The 22,517-nt window shown below is 29.4% G+C and carries 20 protein-coding genes; 10 read left to right on the top strand and 10 right to left on the bottom strand.

The features are described 5' to 3' along the window. The 6 genes from B2Y85_RS01180 to B2Y85_RS01155 form a co-directional block, all read right to left on the bottom strand. Complete coding sequence (locus tag B2Y85_RS01180) at positions 1-552, bottom strand: flavoprotein (protein ID WP_372518644.1); 552 nt, start codon at positions 550-552, stop codon at positions 1-3. Next, a complete protein-coding gene (locus B2Y85_RS01175) occupies positions 539-799 on the bottom strand; it encodes a hypothetical protein (RefSeq protein WP_372518643.1) in 261 nt (86 codons plus the stop codon). The genes B2Y85_RS01180 and B2Y85_RS01175 overlap by 14 nt, the downstream gene beginning before the upstream one ends. Position 800: 1 nt before the next feature. Next, the gene (gene gmk, locus B2Y85_RS01170; protein ID WP_372518642.1) at positions 801-1,400 is read right to left on the bottom strand and encodes a guanylate kinase; all 600 of its coding nucleotides are present in this window, start codon (positions 1,398-1,400) and stop codon (positions 801-803) included. Positions 1,401-1,622: 222 nt separating this feature from the next. After that, positions 1,623-2,084: a large-conductance mechanosensitive channel protein MscL gene (gene mscL, locus B2Y85_RS01165; protein ID WP_372518641.1), complete on the bottom strand. Its 462-nt coding sequence runs from the start codon at positions 2,082-2,084 to the stop codon at positions 1,623-1,625. 67 nt (positions 2,085-2,151) lie between these two features. Then, positions 2,152-3,309 carry a sugar-transfer associated ATP-grasp domain-containing protein gene (locus B2Y85_RS01160; protein ID WP_372518640.1) on the bottom strand — a complete coding sequence of 386 codons (1,158 nt, stop codon included), beginning with the start codon at positions 3,307-3,309 and terminating at the stop codon, positions 2,152-2,154. A 44-nt stretch (positions 3,310-3,353) separates the two neighbouring features. Further along, on the bottom strand, positions 3,354-4,433 hold the full coding sequence (locus B2Y85_RS01155; RefSeq protein ID WP_372518639.1) for a sugar-transfer associated ATP-grasp domain-containing protein: 1,080 nt from the start codon (positions 4,431-4,433) through the stop codon (positions 3,354-3,356). Between the two features lie 184 nt (positions 4,434-4,617). Here B2Y85_RS01155 and B2Y85_RS01150 point away from each other — a divergent pair, with 184 nt between their 5' ends. From B2Y85_RS01150 to B2Y85_RS01130, 5 genes are all read left to right on the top strand, one after another. Continuing rightward, on the top strand, positions 4,618-5,526 hold the full coding sequence (locus B2Y85_RS01150; RefSeq protein ID WP_372518638.1) for a hypothetical protein: 909 nt from the start codon (positions 4,618-4,620) through the stop codon (positions 5,524-5,526). Positions 5,527-5,584: 58 nt separating this feature from the next. Further along, the gene (locus tag B2Y85_RS01145; protein WP_372518637.1) at positions 5,585-6,562 is read left to right on the top strand and encodes a glycosyltransferase family 2 protein; all 978 of its coding nucleotides are present in this window, start codon (positions 5,585-5,587) and stop codon (positions 6,560-6,562) included. Next, positions 6,559-10,674, top strand: coding sequence for a DUF4011 domain-containing protein (locus tag B2Y85_RS01140; protein ID WP_372518636.1), 4,116 nt, complete (start codon positions 6,559-6,561; stop codon positions 10,672-10,674). The genes B2Y85_RS01145 and B2Y85_RS01140 overlap by 4 nt, the downstream gene beginning before the upstream one ends. A 12-nt stretch (positions 10,675-10,686) precedes the next feature. Next, positions 10,687-11,187, top strand: a complete 501-nt coding sequence (locus B2Y85_RS01135) for a hypothetical protein (RefSeq protein WP_372518635.1) — start codon at positions 10,687-10,689, stop codon at positions 11,185-11,187. A 182-nt stretch (positions 11,188-11,369) separates the two neighbouring features. Then, a complete protein-coding gene (locus tag B2Y85_RS01130) occupies positions 11,370-11,990 on the top strand; it encodes a hypothetical protein (RefSeq protein ID WP_372518634.1) in 621 nt (206 codons plus the stop codon). Here B2Y85_RS01130 and B2Y85_RS01125 read toward each other — a convergent pair. After that, positions 11,987-13,012: a glycosyltransferase family 2 protein gene (locus B2Y85_RS01125; protein WP_372518633.1), complete on the bottom strand. Its 1,026-nt coding sequence runs from the start codon at positions 13,010-13,012 to the stop codon at positions 11,987-11,989. The genes B2Y85_RS01130 and B2Y85_RS01125 overlap by 4 nt on opposite strands. Continuing rightward, positions 13,009-13,764, bottom strand: coding sequence for a PIG-L family deacetylase (locus tag B2Y85_RS01120; RefSeq protein WP_372518632.1), 756 nt, complete (start codon positions 13,762-13,764; stop codon positions 13,009-13,011). Before B2Y85_RS01120 ends, B2Y85_RS01125 begins: the two co-directional genes overlap by 4 nt. Before the next feature lie 130 nt (positions 13,765-13,894). On the opposite strand from B2Y85_RS01120, the gene B2Y85_RS01115 reads away from it, so the two are divergent. From B2Y85_RS01115 to B2Y85_RS01105, 3 genes are all read left to right on the top strand, one after another. Further along, the gene (locus tag B2Y85_RS01115) at positions 13,895-14,668 is read left to right on the top strand and encodes an SDR family NAD(P)-dependent oxidoreductase (protein ID WP_372518631.1); all 774 of its coding nucleotides are present in this window, start codon (positions 13,895-13,897) and stop codon (positions 14,666-14,668) included. A 9-nt stretch (positions 14,669-14,677) separates the two neighbouring features. Continuing rightward, positions 14,678-15,667: a glycosyltransferase family 2 protein gene (locus tag B2Y85_RS01110; RefSeq protein ID WP_372518630.1), complete on the top strand. Its 990-nt coding sequence runs from the start codon at positions 14,678-14,680 to the stop codon at positions 15,665-15,667. Positions 15,668-15,839: 172 nt separating this feature from the next. Continuing rightward, positions 15,840-16,808, top strand: coding sequence for a diaminopimelate dehydrogenase (locus tag B2Y85_RS01105; protein ID WP_372518629.1), 969 nt, complete (start codon positions 15,840-15,842; stop codon positions 16,806-16,808). Between the two features lie 144 nt (positions 16,809-16,952). On the opposite strand, the gene B2Y85_RS01100 is transcribed toward B2Y85_RS01105, so the two are convergent. Together B2Y85_RS01100 and B2Y85_RS01095 are read right to left on the bottom strand one after the other, a co-directional pair. Next, positions 16,953-18,461, bottom strand: a complete 1,509-nt coding sequence (locus tag B2Y85_RS01100) for an IMP dehydrogenase (protein ID WP_372518628.1) — start codon at positions 18,459-18,461, stop codon at positions 16,953-16,955. 145 nt (positions 18,462-18,606) lie between these two features. Continuing rightward, a complete protein-coding gene (locus B2Y85_RS01095; protein WP_372518627.1) occupies positions 18,607-19,632 on the bottom strand; it encodes a glycosyltransferase family 2 protein in 1,026 nt (341 codons plus the stop codon). 79 nt (positions 19,633-19,711) lie between these two features. Between B2Y85_RS01095 and B2Y85_RS01090 the strand changes: the two genes are divergently transcribed. Together B2Y85_RS01090 and B2Y85_RS01085 are read left to right on the top strand one after the other, a co-directional pair. Next, entirely contained in the window at positions 19,712-20,707 is a 996-nt protein-coding gene (locus tag B2Y85_RS01090) for a glycosyltransferase family 8 protein (protein ID WP_372518626.1), read from the top strand. A 34-nt stretch (positions 20,708-20,741) separates the two neighbouring features. Further along, the gene (locus B2Y85_RS01085; protein WP_372518625.1) at positions 20,742-22,466 is read left to right on the top strand and encodes a hypothetical protein; all 1,725 of its coding nucleotides are present in this window, start codon (positions 20,742-20,744) and stop codon (positions 22,464-22,466) included. The last annotated feature ends 51 nt before the right edge of the window (positions 22,467-22,517 follow it).

The following is a 22,517-nucleotide window of genomic DNA, read 5'->3' as shown; positions in this document are numbered from 1 at the left end:
TTATTTTAATTGATTTTCTATTGTTTTAAGTATTGTTTCATTATCGGCAAGACAACCGTCACCGACAACTCCGCAAGCAAGAAGTCCCGGTTTTGCATCTACTATTTCATATCCGTAACTTTTTAAGGTTTCAATATTTTTTTCAACGGCTTTATGATGATACATATTATGGTTCATTGCCGGACAAACTATAATCTTTGCCGTTGTTGCTATTGCTGTGGATGTAACTAAATTATCCGCCATACCGTTAGCCAATTTTGAAATTGTGTTTGCCGTTGCAGGAACTATTACATAAACATCTGCCTTTTGTGCAAGAGAAATATGTTCTATTTCAAAATAAGAACTGTCGAACATATCCACCACAACTTTATTTTTAGATAACGACTGAAAAGTTAAAGGTGTAATAAATTTTGTTGCCGCTTCCGTCATTACACAGATAACATTAGCTTCCATTTTGATAAGAGATCTTACCAAATCGCAAACTTTGTATATTGCAATACCGGCACAAATACCGACAACTATATTTTTACCTTTTAAATTAGTTTGCTGCATTTTCTTCTGCTTTTTCCTCTTTTGCCGCAGCTCTCTTTTTCTTTATTTCTTCTATTTTTTCATAACTTGCCTCGCCGGACAAAACATCTCTCACTGCTTTATCCAACAATTCCGCCTGAGATAACTTTCTATACTCATCTTCATCTTTCTTTACTTTTATCCAATCTATTGCAAGCTTTGTAACCTCATATTTCCCTTTACCGGATGCAAAGAATAATTCTTCTATTGGTCTTTCTTCATTGGTCATTTTACTTTCCCCCACAAATATTTTTATTTCTTTTTATTGATAATCTTTCCGCACAAATTACGGACTTAACTTCCTGTATACTTTTATCTAACTTATCATTCAAAATCAAATAATCGTACTTAGGTAAATAAGTCAGTTCTTTTTTTGCATTTTCAATTCTTCTTTTTATGACTTCCAACGAGTCTTTATTTCTTTTTATCAATCTTTCTTTTAATATTTTTAAACTCGGTGTAGTAATAAAAATCATTAAAGCGTCTTTATACTGTTTTTTTATTTTAACCGCACCTTGAACATCTATATCCAGTAAAATATCTTTCCCTTTATTTATTGTTTGTTCCAATACTTTTTTTGATGTCCCGTAAAAATGGTCGTGAACCTTTGCCCACTCTACAAACATATTTGTTTTAACCATCTTTTTAAATTCACTGTCGTTAACAAAGAAATACTCTCTACCGTTCTTTTCTCCTTTTCTCGGTTCTCTTGTAGTAGTGGAAACGGAATAAACAATATTCTTATCGCTTTTTATTAAAGCATCGCAAATACTCGTTTTTCCGGCACCCGAAGGAGCAGAAACAATAATAATCATTCCCTTCTTTTTCATAATCTTATATTTTATTAAAAAAAAGAGAAAAAGGCAAAAAGCAATTTATAATTTACAATTTATAATTTATAATTTATGTGTTTTTTGCAAGGCAAAAAACTTAACTTTAACAAAAATTGCTTTACAGTTTTTACCGACATTATACATTGTAAATTATCAATTATAAATTATAAAAAAAAAGCCGGGCAGAAAAATCCGCTCGGCTTTTGTATAATTTTTATATTACTTTATATCTGATGTACAATGAGGGCATTTTGTTGCCTTTATATCGATTTCGGAAAAGCAATAAGGACATTTCTTTGTTGTAGGTGCTGCCGGTGCAGGTGCCGGTTCTTCTTTCATTTTGTTAATAGCTTTAATTATTATGAAAATTGCGAAAGCTACTATTAAGAAAGAAATTATACTGTTAATAAAGAATCCCAAATTCATTGTTACGGCTCCTGCTGCTTTTGCCGCTTCCAAAGAAGCATAAGGTGCTGCAGTTTCCGCTCCGTCTCTTAATACGATAAACCAATTTGTAAAATCAATATTTCCCAACAAAAGACTGATAGGAGGCATTATAACATCTGCAACCAAAGAATTAACTATTTTTGTAAATGCAGCTCCTATGATGATACCTACTGCCATATCCATCACATTTCCTCTTGCGATGAACTTTTTAAATTCACTGATAAAACTCTTCATTTACTTTCTCTCTCCTTTTTTTAGATTTGATAAATCTTTAATTTGTAAATATACAAAATTAAAATTTTTAAAGCAATTTATTTGTTTTGTTTTTCCCGATAAAAGAAAGTATTTCAGCTGTATTTTCTTTAAAATATGCCCTGCCTAATATCAGCTGAGAATCTACTGCAACCGGTTTTTCCGTTTCTATTACAACAGGAGTACCTTCTTTATCAATAGTAATATCCCAACTACAAAATTTAAGCCAGGGAATTGCGGAATGAAGTTTTTTTACCGTTTCTCCGACTTTGGGAAACAAATCTATTTTATAATCTTTAAATTTAACACCTGTATCCGGATGAGCATAATATTTTTTTCTTTCTTTTATACAAAAAGCAAAATCATATAAACAACCGTCATCTTTTATTCCCGTCAATAAGCTTTTGCTTCCAAGCCCGTTCCAATCAACAAAACCGTTTTCTCTGCCTATTTTAAAAGCATAATTTATTATTTTGATTTGGTTATTCCATATAAGAGAAGAAACTGAAAAAGTATTTACGGATTTTGAATAAATATCGGAAAGGCTTTTGTGACAAACTATTCTCTCTTGAACAACAAAATCTTTTTTATAATTTTCTTCAATAATATCTTTTATACTTGTTCCGGAATAAATATCCGTGCCGTTTACTATATTAACAACTCTGCAATTTCTTGCAAATCCCGAATCATCAAAAGCCGTAGGTTTAATAAAAACTTCACCGATGTTCGACATTTTTTCATAAAAACTTTCTTTTGAAATTATATTATTATCAAAATCAAAAAAGTTATCGTTTATTGAATAAAAATATCTTTTCGGCGTTTTTACTCCGGCAAAGTCGGCACAAAGATATAAAAAATTTTTATCTTTCAACACTTCATAATAATTTTTTTCCGTATTCATTTTATCTACAAAACGCAAGAAAATATCAAGAGGAATATATTTTACATCGAATTTTCCGCTGTACATTGTAAACAAATTATGCCATTTATAATCAATTTTTTTGCCATAATTTTCTTTATAAAATTTATCTATTTCAACTTTCTGTTCTTTCGTTAATATGTTTTTATTTAAGGCGGAATCAAAATAGTTTGCAAAATATCTGTAAAGATATTGTCTTCTGATATATGCCGAACAACTAATAATAAAAGATCTCATACCGTAACTACCGAATATAGAAAGAAAAAGATTTCTTAATTTTTTTTTCATAACAAAAACCTCATTTTGCTCGGCAAACAGTTTTATTATTTAAATTATTTTTTATTCTTTAACCAACTCAAAAGTTCTTCCGTATATTCTCCGAAAAAACCTTCTTTATACAAAACTTGCTGCGGAAACAGTTCCCCCGGTGATTCTATTTCCAGAATAACAGGATTACCATCAATTCCAATAGTAATATCCCATTTGCAAAAACCTAACCATGGGATATAAGAATGCATTTTTTTTGCAGCTTCAAACACTTTTTGAAAATTTTCTATCTTGTGGTTTTTAAAAATAAAACCGGTATTAGGATGAGAAGAATACCACTTGTATTGATTTATACACAAAGCAAATTCAGATAAAAAGCCTTGGCTATCTATGGTAATAATAAGCCCTTCTTTCCGTATTCCGGAAAAATCCGTAACAGAGTCATTCATTCCTATTTTCAAAATCGGTTTATCTATTATTTTCATTTCTCCGTTCCAAATAAAAGTATAAACGGAAAAAGTGTTAACGGATTTAGAATAGATATCAGAGATACTTTTATGACAAACAATTTTTTCCTGAACTATAAAATCTTTATTGTATTCTTTTTCTATTATATCTTTTATTCTTTTTTTGGAATAAATATCTATTCCTTCCGTTACATTTATCAATTTACAATTTCTTGCATATCCGGAATTAAATGTCTGTGTCGGCTTAATAAAAACTTCCCCTATGTTCGACATTCCTTTATAAAAAGCTTCTCTTGAAATTATATTGTTATTCGAATCAAAAAAAAGATTTTTTATCGAACAAAAAAATTTTTTGGGGACTTTTATATTTGCCGAATCAGCAATGTTATAAATAAAATTTTTATCGTAAATAAGAGAATCTAAATTTGAATTTAATTTTTCCGTAATTTTTATAAAAATTCGAGGAGATATATATCTTACATCGAATTTATTATTAAGATTTACCATGAAATTATGCCATATGTAAGGAATTTTCTTACCGTAATTTTTTTTATAAAAATTGTCTATCTCTTGTTTTTGTTCTTTACTTAAAACCTTTTTTTTAACATCTTTAATTTTACATACAGCTTCAAAAACTCTAAGATAATGCGCATACGAAAGTTCTTTAAGCAAAAACAAATAGAATCCAAAACAAATCTTCCAATAAAACGCAAGGCATAATAAAAGGATTTTTCTTTTCATAATTTAAATTATGTTTTTTTCGCTAAAAAAGCATATAAAAAAATTATATATTTTTTATACATTTGATTATATATATTAAATTGGTTATAATCAAATATAAATATCCCTTTTGGAGATGAAAATGAATCTTTTAAAAGAAACAAAACAACATTACTTTTTTGTTATGATAATTGAGTTTGTATTTTTATCTTGTGTTTATTGGTTCTTGTTTTCTTTTAATTTTTCACATTTCTTGGTATATTTGTTAGCTTTAATTTTTTATTTTACATCTTACAAATATTGGATTAATATACTTATAAAAAAAGAAAATCTTTTATTAAGCAACAGCGAACATTTCACAATGATAAGCACAATAATGTTACTGATTATTCTCTTAATAAATTCAATCACAAACACCGGTTATTATAAAGACATTATTTTTATTTACGGAACAATATTAATAATTTTTATTGCTTATTACATATACAGAATAAAAAAACAAAAAAAATCACAAGTTCCCGTTATAAAATTTTCATCCGCAACAAAAATTTTAGCAACATTAAGTTGTTTGTTTTTAGTGTTTGATTTTTATGTTTATAATGCAGGTAAATTCAGTATTCAGTTGATATTATACATACCTTTCTTATTTTTAATTCTTTCTTTCCTATTGTTTATTTACAAAAAAGTTTTTGAATTTAAAACTCTTTTTGCTTTAATTCTTTTTTGTAATATTTATATGCTTACGACTTTTTTTCTTGTTTTAAATTACATTTCAAACAATTTATTATCATTTACATTATTTTTCCATTTTGTAATATTTTTATCGATATCTTATTTGTTAATCGCAAACTCAAAGTTAGTTAAGGAAGATTTTTTATACAGCAAAGAATTTTTATCGTTAATATCCGTAAATATACTGTTGATTTTCCTATATTTGACAAATATTTTGTCTTTTACAATTCCGCCAATAATTATAAGCTATATTTTTTTCGTAGCAATATTACTAATAACTTATCTTGCTATTTATAATTATAAAAACTATATAAATTAACAATTGCTTTTTACAAATATTTTATTTAAAATAAAAAAAATACTTTATAAGGATTTTTATGCAACCCGCAATATCTGTAATCATCCCCGTTTTTAATACGGAAAAATATATCGGTAACTGTATCAACAGTATAATCGGTCAAACATTAAAAGATATTGAAATAATATGTGTAAATGATTGTTCCGCGGATAATTCCTTAAAAATCTTACAAGACTTTTCAAAACGGGATATAAGAATAAAAATCATCAATTTAAATGAAAACAAAGGTGTATCTAACGCAAGAAACACAGGTATGGATATTGCACAAGGAGAATATATCTATTTTATAGATTCCGATGATTGGATTGACGAAAATTATCTTGAAGAGATGCTGAACAAAATAAAAGAAACAAATTCAGATGTAATAATAAATGCAAATTTTGTTAAAGAATATGATAATAAAGCAAAAAAAGCTTACGGAACATTTAATTTTCTTACGAGAGATTTTGAATGTTTTGATTCAAAAATCATTCAAAGATTTTTCCCTCCCGTAATTTGGACAAGATTATATAAAAGAGAATATTTAAACCAATACAATTTTAAATTCCCCTCTATAAAATGCGGTGCGGAAGATATATATTTTGCTTATGCTTGTGATTTAATGCAAGATAAATCTTATGTTTTTAAAGGTCCTTATCACCATTATTTTCAACGTCAAACATCGGCAATGCATTCGAAAGAGAGAGGCTTTCATTACTTTGAAAGTTTTAAGTTATTGTATTCTTTCTTAAATACTCATAAAATTAATTTAGACGATATAAAATTGTTTTTTGTAGAATCTTTAATTATAGATAACGAACAAAAATTTAATTTTATAAAGACATATTTAAATGAAATTAAAGATGTTTTTTATAAAAACATTAATATTTATAATGAACAAGAAAAATTTTTATTTAATATTATGAAAGAATTTCCCGATTTTAAAGATTTTATATCGAAATATAATCCTAATATCTCTTTAAGTTTTTTAAAAAACAGAATGGTAACAAAAAAATGATAACAGAAAACACAAACAACGAAAAAACAATAGAAAAAAGAATTTATAAGTGGAAAGAGAAACTTATAGATTTATCGAAAAGAAACAGATTATTAAATTTTAAATTTTCAAAATCTTTAACTTTAAGAATTATCGATGAACAACCTCCGGAAATATATAAAGCGTTGGTTCGGGAATTACACTCTTTGGAGTTTTTACCGATAAAAGAAAATGCCGCAAATATTCCCGAACAAGAAAAAAAGCCCTTGGAAGAATTAAACGAAGGAATAGAATTTAGAGCTCGGGAATTTAAAGAATATACATCTGCGGAATTAAGTAAAAAACACACGGATAAATATTTACAAACAAAACTTTCAGTTCAGGATTTAAACAAGGTATTAAACAAAATAAGTACAACGGCAAGATCCACCAATGACGATTTAGGATACAATGTTTTGTTTTTGGCTTTGGGAAGTGTAATTTGGTACGAAAAAGACAGCAGTAACGAACCCATGGAAGCTCCTGTTCTGTTGGTTCCGGTTGAAATAAAGAGAAAAAGTATAGGTCAACCGTTTACCGTTAAATATAATGAAGATTCTGTTATATTAAATCCCGCACTTATACTTAAACTTAAAAGAGATTTCGGTATAAATTTAGAAGATATTGCTATTGACGAAGAAGAAATAAATCCTATCGATATTTTTATTAAAGTTCAAAATAAAATAAGCAAAAATCCGCGTTGGAAGCTGTTAAACAATATTTACATAGGTTTGTTTTCTTTTGCCAAATTCGTAATGTATAAAGACTTGGAAGAACACCAAGCCATAATTAAAAGAAACAATTTCGTTGAAACCATTTGCGGATTAAACGATAATAAACAAGTTTCCGCCGAAGATATTTGTCCCATATCCGAATTGGACAACATTGTTCATCCGCACGGAACTTATCAAATTTTGGATGCCGATTCTTCACAACAACAAGCAATACAAGTTGTAAAATCGGGAAACAATTTGATTATAGAAGGTCCTCCGGGAACCGGCAAAAGTCAAACCATTGCAAATATGATAGGAGAACTTCTGGCACAAAACAAAAAAGTTTTATTTGTTAGCCAAAAAATAGCGGCTTTGGAAGTAGTGAAAAATCGTTTAGCAGCCAACGGTTTAGCTCCTTTTTGTTTGGAACTGCACAGCAACAAAACAAACAGAAAAAATGTTCTCGGCGAACTTGCTAAAAGTTTAGACTACAAATTTGTAGGAAATTACGATTCTCAGAGTTTATCTAAAATATTAACCGATATAAAATCTTTAAAAGTTTATTCGAAAGAGTTGCATACCCCCGCCGGATTAGTAAAAATTTCCCCTTACAAGGCAATAGGGATTGTTTTGGATAACAATCATATTCCCGAATTCAGATACATATTTGAAAACTACGACAAATGGACAGACGAAGATTTATCTGCAAAAAAAGAACTTTTTAAAAACGCAACGGAAACAATAAAAAAATTAGGAAATCCGAAAGACTTTGCATGGTACGGCACACAAGTAAGAGAACTTTCTCTTAAAGAAAAAATGAATTTAAAAACAGAAATCGATTATCTTATAAAAAGTATAGATGAAGTTGAAAAAAATATTAATTTTTTATGTGAAGAACTTTTATTGAAAAAAGTTACAAAAATATCACAAATTGAAGATTTTATAACGGTTGCAGATTCCGTTTCGAATATTTCCGATTCGGCACTTTCTTATATGGAAAACACCGATATAAATTTCGAAGAAGATGTTAAACTTGTTCGTGATACGGTAAAACAATTTACCACATTTAACAATAGAATAAAGAACAAATATAATTCGCAAATTTTAAATCAGGATATTGATGATTTAATATCAAAATTATCTCTTTACGGATTTGTATCAAAATTATTTTTTAAGTTCAATAAAAATTATAATTTCTTTAAACAGTTTTTTATTAACAATCATAAGCCGGGCTTTTACGAATTGCTCTATGACTTAAACAATATTAAAGAATTGAAAAAATCAACAGCAGAACTCGATAAATGCGATAATATAGCTGCAAAATTGTATTCTCAATATTGGAACAAAAATAATCCGGATGATAATGATATAAAAAGGCAATGTAACCGTCTTTTAAAATTTAAAGAACTCATAAGAGAAGACTCTTCTTTTAAAGAAAGCATTACGGAAAAGATAAAGAACAAAAAAATAGATTATAAAAAAGTCAAAATCGCAACAGATACAATATCCCAACTCCAAGAACCGATAAAAACAAAACTTGATATTATTACCGACATATTGAAATTCGATTGGAATAAAGCTTTTGCTTGTCAATATTCCGACATTGACATTAATGCTTTAAAAAACAAATTCTCTGCTGTTTCACAGAAAGCCGACGACTTGACTTTATGGATAAAACATTTGGACTTAACCGATGAAATAGAAAAAGAAGGTTTGACTCCTTTCTGGAACAAATGTGTTGAAGCAAATCTGTCTTTGGATGATTATTCGGTAGCATTAGAAACGGAATTTTTGAGAATATGGTTAATGGGATATGTTTTTGAAAATAACGATATTTTAAAGAACTTTAATTCTTTGGAACAAGACGATTTAGTAAAAGAATTTAAAAATTTAGACAAAGGACAAATTGTTTCCGCAAAAGACAGACTTGTATCAAAACTTTCGTCAAATATAAATTTTGCAAAACAACAATATCCGAAAGAAGTTTCCGAACTTAAAAGATTATGTAAATTGCAACGAATAAGAAAATCTTTAAGACAAATTATTCGCTCTGTTCCGAAACTGTTTTTAGAGTTAAAACCGTGTTTAATGATGAGTCCTTCAACGGTTGCACAACTTTTGGATCCTAATATATTTCATTTTGATGTAGTTGTGTTTGATGAAGCAAGTCAGTTAACTACGGAAGATTGTATCGGTTCTATAATAAGAGGTTCAAAACTTGTTGTTACCGGCGACACAAAACAGTTGCCGCCGACATCTTTCTTTAGAACCGTACTTGAAACAGATGAAGAAGAAATTGATGATGAACAAACTCAAGAACAGGAAAGAGAAGATTTGGACAGTATTCTTGATGAATGTACCACATCCGGATTTCCGCAATGTATGTTAAAGTGGCATTACAGAAGTAAGCACGAACATTTAATTGCTTTTTCAAATAAGCATTTATATCAAGATTTGTATACCTTTCCCAACTGTATAGAAACTTCCGATACTTTGGGCGTAAAATTTAATTATCATATACCTACGCCGGCAACAAAAGAAGAGATGTGTTCGGAAGAAGCAAAAATTGTGGCAAAAGCGGTTATGCAGCATGCAAAAAATCACCCTAATATGTCATTAGGTGTTGCAACATTAAATATCAAACAAAAAAGCTTAATAGAAAACGAAATTGAAAAACTGAGAGAACAAGACCCGTCATGCGAAGATTTTTTCAACAACAGCGGGCAAGAATATTTCTTCGTTAAAAACTTGGAATCGGTTCAAGGCGACGAAAGAGATGTTATTATGATAAGTGTAGGTTATTTCAAAAACAAAAACGGAATTCTTTCAATGAATTTCGGTCCTATAAATCAAGACGGCGGTGAAAGAAGACTTAATGTGTTGGTAACAAGATCAAGATACAAGATAGAAGTTTTCAGCGGAATAAAAGCTTCCGACTTTAACCTTGAAAAAACAAGCAGCACCGGTGTAAAGCTTTTACAGGCATATTTGGATTTTGCGGAAAAAGGTGAAAGCTCTTTAAACAAAAAAGAAGACAACTCTTTTGAAAATAATACTTTTGTTTCCCCTTTTGAAGAATCCGTTTACAAAGCTTTAACGGAAAAAGGATATTTGGTATCTTCTCAAGTAGGTTGTTCAAACTACAAAATAGATTTAGCCGTAAGAGACAAAAACAATCCGAATAAATTTTTGGCAGGAATAGAATGTGACGGACCTACTTATAATTCTTGTGCAACAATCAGAGACAGAGACAGATTAAGGCAGGAAGTATTGGAAAGATTAGGTTGGAAAATGTATAGAATTTGGTCAACCGATTGGTTCAAAAACCCTAAAGAACAGCTTGAGAAGCTTACAAATTTTATAGATAATGTAAAGAATTAAAATATATTTTATATGAATACTAAAAATTTTATTTTAGCTATATCGTTAATCACATTTACTGCATTACCTGCAAATGCAGACATTATATGGCCGTCTCTTTATATTGCCAAAGGAATGTTAAGTTTTAAAGTAATTCTTTTAGGTTTAATTTTTGAGTTGTTATTCGTAAAATATTTTACAAAAGTCAGCTGGAAAAAAGCATCTATAGTTACATTTTTAATGAATTTTATTACAACAATACTCGGAATAATATTTATTCCCCTGTCCGGTTTAGGTTCGGAATTTGTTTTTGATTTTGTGTTTCATGCTTACGATAAGTTCGGTATAGGAACATTCCATTGGAGTCATTGGCTTGCAGCTTATTTACTTGTAATTTTTATAAATACAATTATAGAAGGTTTATTCATAAAACTGACATTAAAAATAAAAATACTAAAAACATTTTGGTGGTTACTGATTGCAAATGCCATCAGTGTATTTATATGTTTTTTGTTTTATGTTACAAGCTTATGATAAAAAGTTTATAATCCAAGTTTATAATAATGAAAATAGAAAAAAGGGTGGTTTGTTTTATACAAGGTTAACTGTTTGTTTATCTGTACTTACTCTAATATAACCGTAAATCATTTTAATCTCCATATAAAAAAATCTCTTTGTTTTATGTATAATAAGTGCTAACATTTAGGAGAAATTTTATGAAAAAAAACATTATTGCCGTTGCGGTTATTGTTGCATTAACATTTGTTTCCTGTCAGAACAATCAAGCAAACATTGAAAAACAAAACATAAATTCGGTTGTCGAAAGTTCTGAAACAAAAAATATTTCATCAATACAGGAAGAAGAAAAAGAAACGACTTATTTCCCCGCCATTGAACGATATTTGATAAATGAGTGCGGCAGCAAATATCTCGAAGGGCAATATTGTGTTCCTTTTCAAACAGTTATATCTGTAGATGAACGAAATTCCGATGATATTCTTGTTTGGGGTGATTTTTGGGTATTCAACTACAATTTGGGAGGTGATACACTTGAAACCGTATCCGGAGGAAGCCATCCGGGACTTATGCATATCAAACAAACGGATACCGGATATGAGGTAACAGCTTTTGATCAAGCGGAAGACGGATCAAGAAACTTACCAAGTGCTAAAAGAATCTTCGGTGAAAGATACACAGCCTTTCATGCTGTTAACAGTGATGCTGAAAGAAGAGAAAAACATAGAGCGGAAGTTCTTGCAACATATGTAAAAAAACACAATATTCCGGCAACAAAATATAAAGATTACGGCTGGTCGGCTAAAAGTTTAACGAATTAATTCTGATTTTTTATAAAAAGTCTTATCGGATTAAAATTTCTGTGCAGTTTTCCTATAAAGCAATAATTTATATTATATTTTAAGCAAGTTTCAAAAATAAACAGTCTTATTTTATCTCTTAAATTTAAAATATTATAATTCAAAATACATTCATCAATAAAAATAAACTTTTTAATTAAAACAAACATTCTTTTTGATTCTTCAAAAGGAAGTTTTTCAATATCTCTCGCATACTCAATTAAAATATGTGTATAACAATTTGGGAGATATTTTTTTAATTTGTTTTTGTTTAGTAGAATAAGTTGCTCATTATATTTAATTATATCCTCAATTGTGAGAGAAGAATTTGCAGAGTTTTTCAAGTTCCTTCTATAATAGTAAATTGCATTTTTTATTAAAATAAATTTATGTGCAATTATAATCGCTTCCCACATAAACAAAGTATCTTCCATTTTAATTGATACATTAAATGACATCTTGTTATTAAATATAAAATCTTTTTTAAATATATTTGCACATACGGTAGATAACTGCATACCAAGCTTTTCTAAAAATATATTTTTGTTTTCTTTTTCATAAATTATTCTGTTGTAAAAAGTTTTTTTAATGTAAACCGGCATATCACTGAATTTATGAGTTGTATTGTCAAACAAAGAAAATTTTGCGACAACAAAATCAGTATCGTATTTTTCTATTGCTTTATGTAAAATATCTAAATAATCACTTGCAACCCAATCATCTGAATCTACAAATGTTATATATTTACCCCCGGCTATTTTTATACCTTCATTTCTTGCATTTCCTTGTCCTTTGTTTTCCATCAAATTAATAATTACAAATCTATCGTCTTTTTCAGCATATTCTTCAAGGATATCATAAGAATTATCCGTTGAGCAATCGTTTATACATATACACTCGAATTCTTTAAATATTTGATTAACAATGCTATCCAAACACTGCCTTAAATATTGTTCCGTATTATATACGGGTATTATTATTGTTATTTTTGGTTCTGTTTTCATTTTATTAGTCTTGATTTAATAGAATATGATGCTATATTATTTTTATAATACTCAAAAATATCGGTTACACAATGATAACCTATGGCATATCTTTTTTCCTCGGGTTTCCAACAAGTATATGACTGTTGTATAACTCTTTCAATTTTACTTCTTATCTCGTCAGATATTTCTTCCTTTTGCATGTTAAAAAACAAACTAAGAACAAATTTCCTTTTTCCTTTAGGGTAATGATATGATTCTATAAAAAATTTTGATTTTTTAAAAAATCTTTCCTTTAGTAAAGCCTTTGCGGCTAAACCGAGATTATAATGGTCTTCATGTTGATACCTTCCGAATCTAAAAGGAGCAATTGTTCGAATTTCAACATCTTTACCGTATATGGATACAAAATGTTTAATAATTTCTTTGGCATATTCGACAGACAAAGATCCATCAACGGCTCTTTTCTCATATATATGAATATTCTCTAACGGAATTCCCATAGCAGTACAACTTGCAATGAATTCACAATCTCTTGCCTTTATAAATTCTTCTTCGGATAAATTATAATTATGAATTTGATGATGTATTTGACATATTTTATTACTGTTTAATCTTTGTCTTGCCGGCGATTTTGAACCATCGGTACATAAAACGATATGAACCTCTTTATTTGGTAATAAACATGTTTTACAAATATCAACACCCATTGTTAATAATTCATCGTCTTGATGAGGTGAAAAATATAAAACAATATCTTTTTTATCTGCCATAAATATATCCGAAAATTTATTTATATTATCTATTATACTTTTTTTAAGTATAAAAAACTTAATTTGTCTGTTGTTTTTATATATTTGTTGTAGTATAATAATTTCTATCAAAACAAAAGGAATTTAATTTATGAAAAATATAGCAATAGTTACCGGTGCAAGCAGCGGGCTCGGCAAAGAATTCGTAAAACTTTTGATTGACGATAAGAATTTCGATGAAATATTTATTCTTGCAAGAAGCAAAGATAAATTGGATAAATTGAGACAAGATTACGGTGATAAGATTATTCCTTATGTAACAGATTTATCTGATATTAACAACATTAAAACTTTCGGCAAATATTTAGAAAAAGAAGATATAAATATTAAATTACTAATTAACAATGCGGGGTTTGCTAAATTTTGTTCTTATGACGATATTTCAATAGACGAGTCTTTAAATATGATTAATTTAAATGTGTCGGGTGTAGTTGCAATGGGATTAGTTTGTATTCCGTTTATGAGTAAAGATTCTCATATCATAAATATAGCATCACAAGCATCTTTTCAACCGCTTCCTTATCAGAACATATATAGTTCAACAAAATCTTTCGTTAAAAACTACTCAAGAGCACTAAATATAGAACTTAAAGAAAAAGGTATAACCGTAACCGCCGTTTGTCCGGGATGGATAAAGACAAGCTTGTATGACAGAGGGTGTATAAATGCCGTGAAAGGGACTACAAAGTTTTCTCATATGGTTACACCGGATGTCGTTGCAAAAAAAGCATTAAAAGATGCTTATAAAAATAAAGATATTTCTGTTTACGGAATATATGTAAACTTTTGCAGGTTACTGTCAAAAATATTACCCGAAAAATTAATAATGAAGATATGGCTTTTACAACAGAAAATTAAGCCGTAAAATTATAATATGACAAAAGTTTCAATAATAATACCGGTATACAATACCGAACAATATTTAAGTCAATGTCTCGATAGCGTTATAAATCAAACTTTTCGGGACATAGAAATAATAGTTGTTAACGATGCATCTACAGACAATTCTTTATCTGTTATAAAAGAATATCAACAAAAAGATAACAGAATTGTTTTAATTAATGTTACCGATAATTGCGGTTTATCGAATTCAAGAAACTTGGGAATAAAAAAAGCAAAAAGTCCGTATATAACTTTTGTAGACTCAGACGACTGGATTAGAAAAGATTATATAGAATTTTTATTTAATAATATAGAAAAATTTAAATGCGATGCTTTTTCCGGCTCTTATTATGTATATAATAATAAAACTTCACAATACGAAACAAGAAAATACTCTTTTCTTACGACAAAACATAAAAACAATAAAAATTTAATAGTGTTACCGAGTATAAATTGTAGTCCGTGGTGCAAAATATATAACAAAGATTTTTTATTAAAAAACAATTTATTTTTCAGGTTGCGTCGTCGTGAAGATTCTTTGTTCTTATACGACCTTGTAATACATAAAGCAAGAATCATATATGTTAATGAGCCTATCTATTTTTATAGAGTTAACAGAAAAAACTCTTTAACTTCTTCCAATTATTTTATACTGCATGATGTTATTTTTCTGTTAAAAGAAATAAGAAAAACATTGTATAAAGAAAATCTTTTCGGAGATTATTTTAGAGTTTTTTATATATATAGTTTTATATTTTTAAGTTTTGCATTAATTTGCAGTAACATTCCGCAAAAAAGAATTCAAAAAATGCTTATTGCAGCAAAAACTTTTTTGTTTTGTAACAGCGAAGAATACACAAATTGTATCGATAAATTTGCGATAGCCATATTCAAGTTTTTTATAAATCACGTATCATTATATATAAACACGGCAAAAATACTAAAAAAGATAAAACGTGCTTTTGAAAAATATGTCGTTTAATATACAAAACTTTTTTTATCCGTTATTGACACTAAAAATATAAAAGAGTATAATCGTAATAAATATTATGAATAATATATAATTTTTGGCAAAGATGCTGAAAAAAACTTTATGTTGTTTTTTTTGCGTCTTTTTTTTTATAAAAAACTTTAATATATAGAGAGGATACATTATGAAATTGGGTATTGTGGGTTATGGTAATTTAGGTAAAGGTGTTGAAAATGCCGTTCAACACAATCCGGATGTGGAACTTGTTGCGATTTTTACGAGAAGAAATCCGCAGGATTTAAAAATAAAATCAAATGCAAAAGTCGTAAGTGTTTCGGAAATTGAAAATTGGAAGGATAAAATCGATGTTTTAATTTTGTGCGGAGGCAGTGCAACGGATTTGCCTGTTCAAACACCGAAATATGTAAAAATATTTAATGTTATAGACAGTTTCGATACACATGCAAGAATACCTGAACATTTTGCCAATGTAGATAAAGCCGCAAAAGAAGCAGGTAAAATAGGAATAATATCCGTAGGTTGGGATCCGGGACTTTTTTCTTTGAACAGAATGTATGCAAATGCTATTTTACCCAACGGAAAAGATTATACTTTTTGGGGTAAAGGTGTAAGCCAGGGGCATTCCGATGCAGTAAGAAGAATAGACGGAGTATTGGATGCAAGACAATATACCATTCCGGTTGAAGCAGCATTAAAAGCAGTTAAAAACGGTGAAAATCCCACCCTTACAACAAGACAAAAACATACAAGAGAATGTTTTGTTGTAGCTGCGGAAGGTGCGGATAAAGCAAGAATAGAGAAAGAAATAAAAGAAATGCCAAACTATTTTTCCGACTACGATACTACGGTTCATTTTATCAGCATGGAAGAAATGAAAAAGAACCATTCGGGACTTCCGCACGGAGGATGTGTTATAAGAACGGGACAAACAGGAACAACAAAACATGTAATAGAATATAATATAAAACTTGAATCTAACCCTGAATTTACTTCAAGTGTACTTGTAGCTTTTGCAAGAGCAGCTTATAAATTGAACAAAGAAGGTCAAAAAGGAGCAAGAACGATATTTGATATTCCGCCTGCATATTTAAGTGCAAAATCCGCAGAAGAACTAAGAAAAACAATGTTATAAATTGCTGAAAGCAATTTATAACAATTAGTAATTAGCAATTAGTAATTTAAGAATAAAAAGAAACAGGAAGAATTTTATCTTCCTGTTTCTTTTTGCCTATTTTGTTTTTTTTCAATTATACATTGTAAATTATAAATTGTCGTATCAGTTTTGCATTGAAGTGTTTTTTACTATAACATCGTGAGCGGAACCTTCACTGATAGTCGTTTGACTTACCAATGTAAGTTTTGCTTTCTTCTGTAATTCGGGAATTGATAAAGCACCGCAATTGCACATTGTATGAGTAACTTTTCTGAGTGTAATAGAAACTCCGTCGTGTAAATGTCCCGCATAAGGAACATAAGAATCAACTCCTTCTTCAAAACTTAAAGATTTTTTTCCGCCCAAATCATATCTTTGCCAGTTCCTTGCTCTGTTTGAACCTTCCCCCCAATATTCTTTAACATAATTGCCGTTTACAACAAGTTTATTTGAAGGAGATTCATCAAACCTTGCAAAATATCTGCCTAACATCACAAAATCGGCACCCATAGCCAAAGCTAAGGTTATATGATAATCTTGAACGATACCGCCGTCCGAACAAATAGGAATATATATACCGGTTTTTTTATAATAAGCATCTCTTGCTTTTGCAACTTCTATAGTTGCCGTTGCCTGTCCCCTTCCGATACCTTTTTGTTCTCTGGTAATACATATAGAACCGCCGCCGATACCTATCTTTACAAAATCCGCACCGGCTTTAGCAAGAAAATTAAAGCCTTCCGCATCAACAACATTTCCCGCACCGACTTTAACTTTATTACCGAATTTTCCGTGTATATCTTTAAGAGCTTTTGCCTGCCAATAAGAATATCCTTCACTTGAATCCAAAACGAAAACATCCGCACCGGCTTTAAGTAAAGCGGGAACTCTTTCCATATAATCTCTTGTGTTTATTCCCGCACCGACGATATATCTTCTGTTGGAGTCAAGTAATTCCAACGGATGAGATTCATGTGTTGCATAATCTTTTCTAAATACCAAAGATACCAAATTTCCTTTTTTGTCAACAATAGGCAGTTGATTGATTTTTTTATCCCAAATTATATCATTTGCTTTATTAAGTGTAATTCCTTCTTCTCCCGTTACCATTTCGGAAAGAGGTGTCATATATTCGCGAACTTTTGAACTCGGTTTACAATGAGAAATTCTGAAATCTTTGGATGTTATAATACCTACAAGTTTGCCGTGAGCTGTTCCGTCTTCGGTAACGGCACAGGTAGAATGTCCTGTTTTTTGACTTAAAGCAATAACTTCTTCCAATGTTTGATCGGGACGAACATTTGAGTCCGATGTTACAAAACCTGCTTTATAAGATTTAACTCTCGCTATCATTGCTGCTTGATTTTCTATACTTTGACTTCCGTAAATAAAACTTATTCCGCCTTCTTTTGCAAGAGCGATAGCCATTTTATCGTCGGAAACAGCCTGCATAACCGCGGAAACCATAGGAATATTCATACTTAAAGAAGGTTTTTCTTTTTTCTTTTTATTGAATTTTACAAGCGGAGTTTTTAAACTGACATTATCCGGAATACAATTTTCATCGGAATATCCCGGAACCAAAAGATACTCATTAAAAGTGTGAGACGGTTCATCAAAATAAAAAGCCATTTTGTTGCCTCCTGAAAGCACGAGATGTTTTTTACTCATATTATAATTTACAGTTTGTTTTTCTTTAAAAAACACCATTTTTATAACTTGTAATTATAACATAAAAATGTCGGCTTATCAATGAAAAAATTCTATATCTTATCCGTTATTGCGGATGTAAAATTTTAATTGCATTTCTCAGCGAAAAACTGCAAAACTTTCCGACAACGGCATAATTTATATTAAATTTCAAACACATATAAAATAATATTAATCTTACTTTAAAATTTATGCCCATGTTTTTAACGGAGAAATTTTTAACAAATTCTTTCGTATAATACAATTTTCTAAACTTATCAAAATATAAAGCCGATTCGGAAAACTTCAAATTCAGGAATTCTAACCTTGTAGAAGTTATTATGGAAATGTATTGATAATAAACTTTTTTATATTGTTCGTATTTCCCGCATTTTATCAATATTTTTTTTAATTCGGAAAACAACGAAAAATATGTAAATTCTTTATTGATTATACTCATGGAAGAGTTAGCTCTGTTATTTCTGTAAAAATAAATTTTATTATCTGTAAATTTAATTTTATTTGTATTTATAATTGTTTCGAAAATAAACAAATTATCTTCATGATAATTATCAAGTCTAAAACGAATTTCGTTATCATTTAAAAAATTTTTACCGTAAATTTTTGCCCATACCGTAACAACAAAACTATCTTTATCCAAAACAAGAAGTCTTTCTTTTTTTATGTTATTTAAAAAATCGGCAGAGGCTTCTTTTCTGTCTGTTATCTTTTTTGTTATATTGTCATAAAGGAAAGCCGAAGCACATACGACATCTAAATTGTTTTCATTTATTTCGTTATATAAAAGTTCAATATAATCAGGTGCAACCCAATCGTCGGAATCAATAAAAGTTATATATTTACCTTTTGCTATATTTAAACCTTGATTTCTTGCATTTCCCTGACCTTTGTTTTCCGATAAATTGATAATTATAAATCTGTCATCTTTTTTTGCATATTCTTCAAGGATAGAACCGGAATTGTCGGTTGAACAGTCGTTGACAACTATTATTTCAAAATCTTTAAAAGTTTGCCCAACAATACTGTCAAGACATTGTCTTAAATAATTTTCTACATTATATACCGGAATGATTACGGAAACTTTTACATTCATTTTTTTTGAAACAGAAATAATACCTGATTTATGGTTTTATATACTACAAAATTTAGAATATAATTGCTATAATAAAAAGATGAAAATTAACATATGTTTTTCAACCGATAACAATTACATACACCACTTGGCACGCACATTATGTTCGATTTTATCGAATGCCGATAGAACGGACACTTTCGATATTTTTGTATTGGAAAACGATGTTTCCGAAAGCAATAAAAACAAACTTTTAAAAGAATTCAACAGCAGCACTTGCAGAATAAATTTTGTTAATATAAGCACGAATTTGTTTAACGATTTTCCGGATTATAAGTTTTGTCCTCATATAACAAAAATGGGCTATTCAAGATTATTAATTGCGGATTTATTGAAAGATGTTGATAAAATAATATATCTCGACTGCGACACAATAGTTTTATCGAGTCTTAAAGAGTTGTTCGAAACAAATTTGGACGGTTATTATATAGCCGCTGCGGAAGATACAGGACAAATATTTAACAGTAAATTTTACGGCAGGTTCTATAAACAATTTAATCCGTATGTTAACAGCGGTGTCTTGCTTATAAATTTGGAATATTGGAGAAAAAATAACATTCTGCCTGAGTTGACGGACAGCATAAAACAAAACAAAGGAAACTTTATGTTCGGAGACCAAGATGCGATAAATTTCGTTTTCAAAGGAAAAATTAAAATTATTGATTTTTTCTATAATTTTCAAACCTGTGCTTTTAATATAAAACATTTGTTACCGTCAGATATCAGACTTGCTTTAAAAAACACACAAAAAACACCTAAAATTATTCATTATTCGACAAACAATAAACCGTGGAACAGTTATACTTACTTAAACAAATATTATTTAAAATATGAACGGCTCAATCCTTTCAGGACGGAAAGTTTTTTTAAACTAAAATTTAAAAGTTTTAAATATTTCGTTTATCATGTAATATTTAAAGTAAGCTCTTTTTGCAGGCACTTACTTTCTCCGATACTGGACTGCCGTAAAAAAGATGAATATATTCAAATTACAATATTTAAAGCAGTAAAATTTAATCTTTTAAAGTATAAATAATGCCGATATTAAATTAATTTAAGGAACAATTAAAATGAATTTTGAATTTAATCTTTCTGTGGAAGAATTAAAAAAAAGAACAAGTAAAGAGTATTTGGTAACAAAGAAGTTTTTAACAGCCGATTCTCCGGAATATGTTTCTCTTAAAGACGGTGATAAGCAAGCGTTAAAACATCTCGTTAAAGCCGCAGAAATTATAGAAAAAATCAATATGCAGTTAGACTGCAAGTACAATTTGGATTTCAAAAACTTTCTCGAACAGGAAATACAAAAAGGAAATAAACAAGCGGAACTTACAAAAATTCTTTTTGATGCACAAAAAGGTATAAACGCAATAGATTCCTTATCAAACAAAATAAATCTTGCAAAAGGCATACAGGAAACTCCGGGAAAAGGTGTTTATCCGGAAGATTTATCTAAAGAAGAATTTCATTCAATCCTTATACAAATGATAAAAAACGGTGAAATAAATGAAGTAAAAAACATTTTAACTCAAAGATCCGTCGTTATAAGAAACGGTAAAAAATTAAAAGGAATAGATTATATCGAATATTTCAAACAGGATTTTTTCAATATTGCCACAGAACTCGAAAAAGCAAGTGAAGTTTCCACAAACGAAGAATTTAACAAATATTTAAAACTTCAGGCAAAAGCATTAAAGACAGCAGATCCTATGCTTGATGCTTATGCGGATAAACAATGGGCCACATTACAAGACACACCGTTGGAATTTACGATAACAAGAGAAAACTATGAAGACGAACTAACGGGAACAATTTTTGAAAACAAAGAACTTACCGCTCTTTTAAAAGAACATTCTGTTTCCCCCATACCAAAAGATTTTTTAGGCGGAAGAGTAGGAATTGTAAACAAAGAAGGAACTAAAACTCTTTTAAGAATAAAAGACTTTCTCCCCGTTCTCGCAAAAAATATGCCTTTCAATAACGAATATACGCAAAATACAGCATCGGAACAAGACACAAAACAAACAATGGTAGATGTAGATATGGTATATGCGGCAGGTGATTGCGGAGCATATAGAGGCGGTATTACTTTAGCGGAAAACCTGCCGAATTCCGATAAGTTGTCTTTAACTATCGGAGGCGGTTTAAGAAATGTTTATCACAGGCAAATAAGATTTATAAGCGATAAAGAAAAACTGCAGAAAATGCTTGATGAAATTTTAGATAAAAATCAGCATCAATATTATCTCGACGAAGCAGACCATTGGTTCACAATAGGACACGAAAACCTGCATTCTTTAGGTCCGAAAAAAGGAAATGAACGACTCGGTAAATATTCTAATATTATAGAAGAAAATAAAGCCGATATGGGCTCTCTTGCTTTTGTAGATTTATTAACGGAGCTCGGAATGTACACACAAGAACAAAGAAAACAAATTATAGTGACTTTTATTACGGACAATTTCCTTAAATCCAAGCCTGCATTGTCTCAGGCACACAGAGTAAGAACCGTTATGCAAAATAAATATATGTTCGATAACGGCGGTTATATTCTAACCGAAGACAACAAAATTTTTGTAAACACAGATAAAGTTGTTCCGACGGCAAAAAAAATGCTTTCGGAAATTATCAGAATACAGATAGACGGAAATATTGAAAATGCGCAAAAATATATCGAGAAAAACTTTATGTGGACCGATCAAATGGAAATAATCGCACAGAAATTGCAAAAGGTAAGTAAAACCCTTAACGGAAAACTTGAAACAAAACTTGCCGACTTTTTATTAGAAAAATAACTCAACATAGCGAAATAAAAGCTTATATCTCAAAGATATAAGCTTTTATCG

Origin of the sequence: Candidatus Ruminimicrobiellum ovillum, assembly GCF_002392975.1 — a bacterium.
GTDB lineage: Bacteria > Elusimicrobiota > Endomicrobiia > Endomicrobiales > Endomicrobiaceae > Ruminimicrobiellum > Ruminimicrobiellum ovillum.
This window is presented reverse-complemented; position numbering and strand designations above follow the sequence as displayed.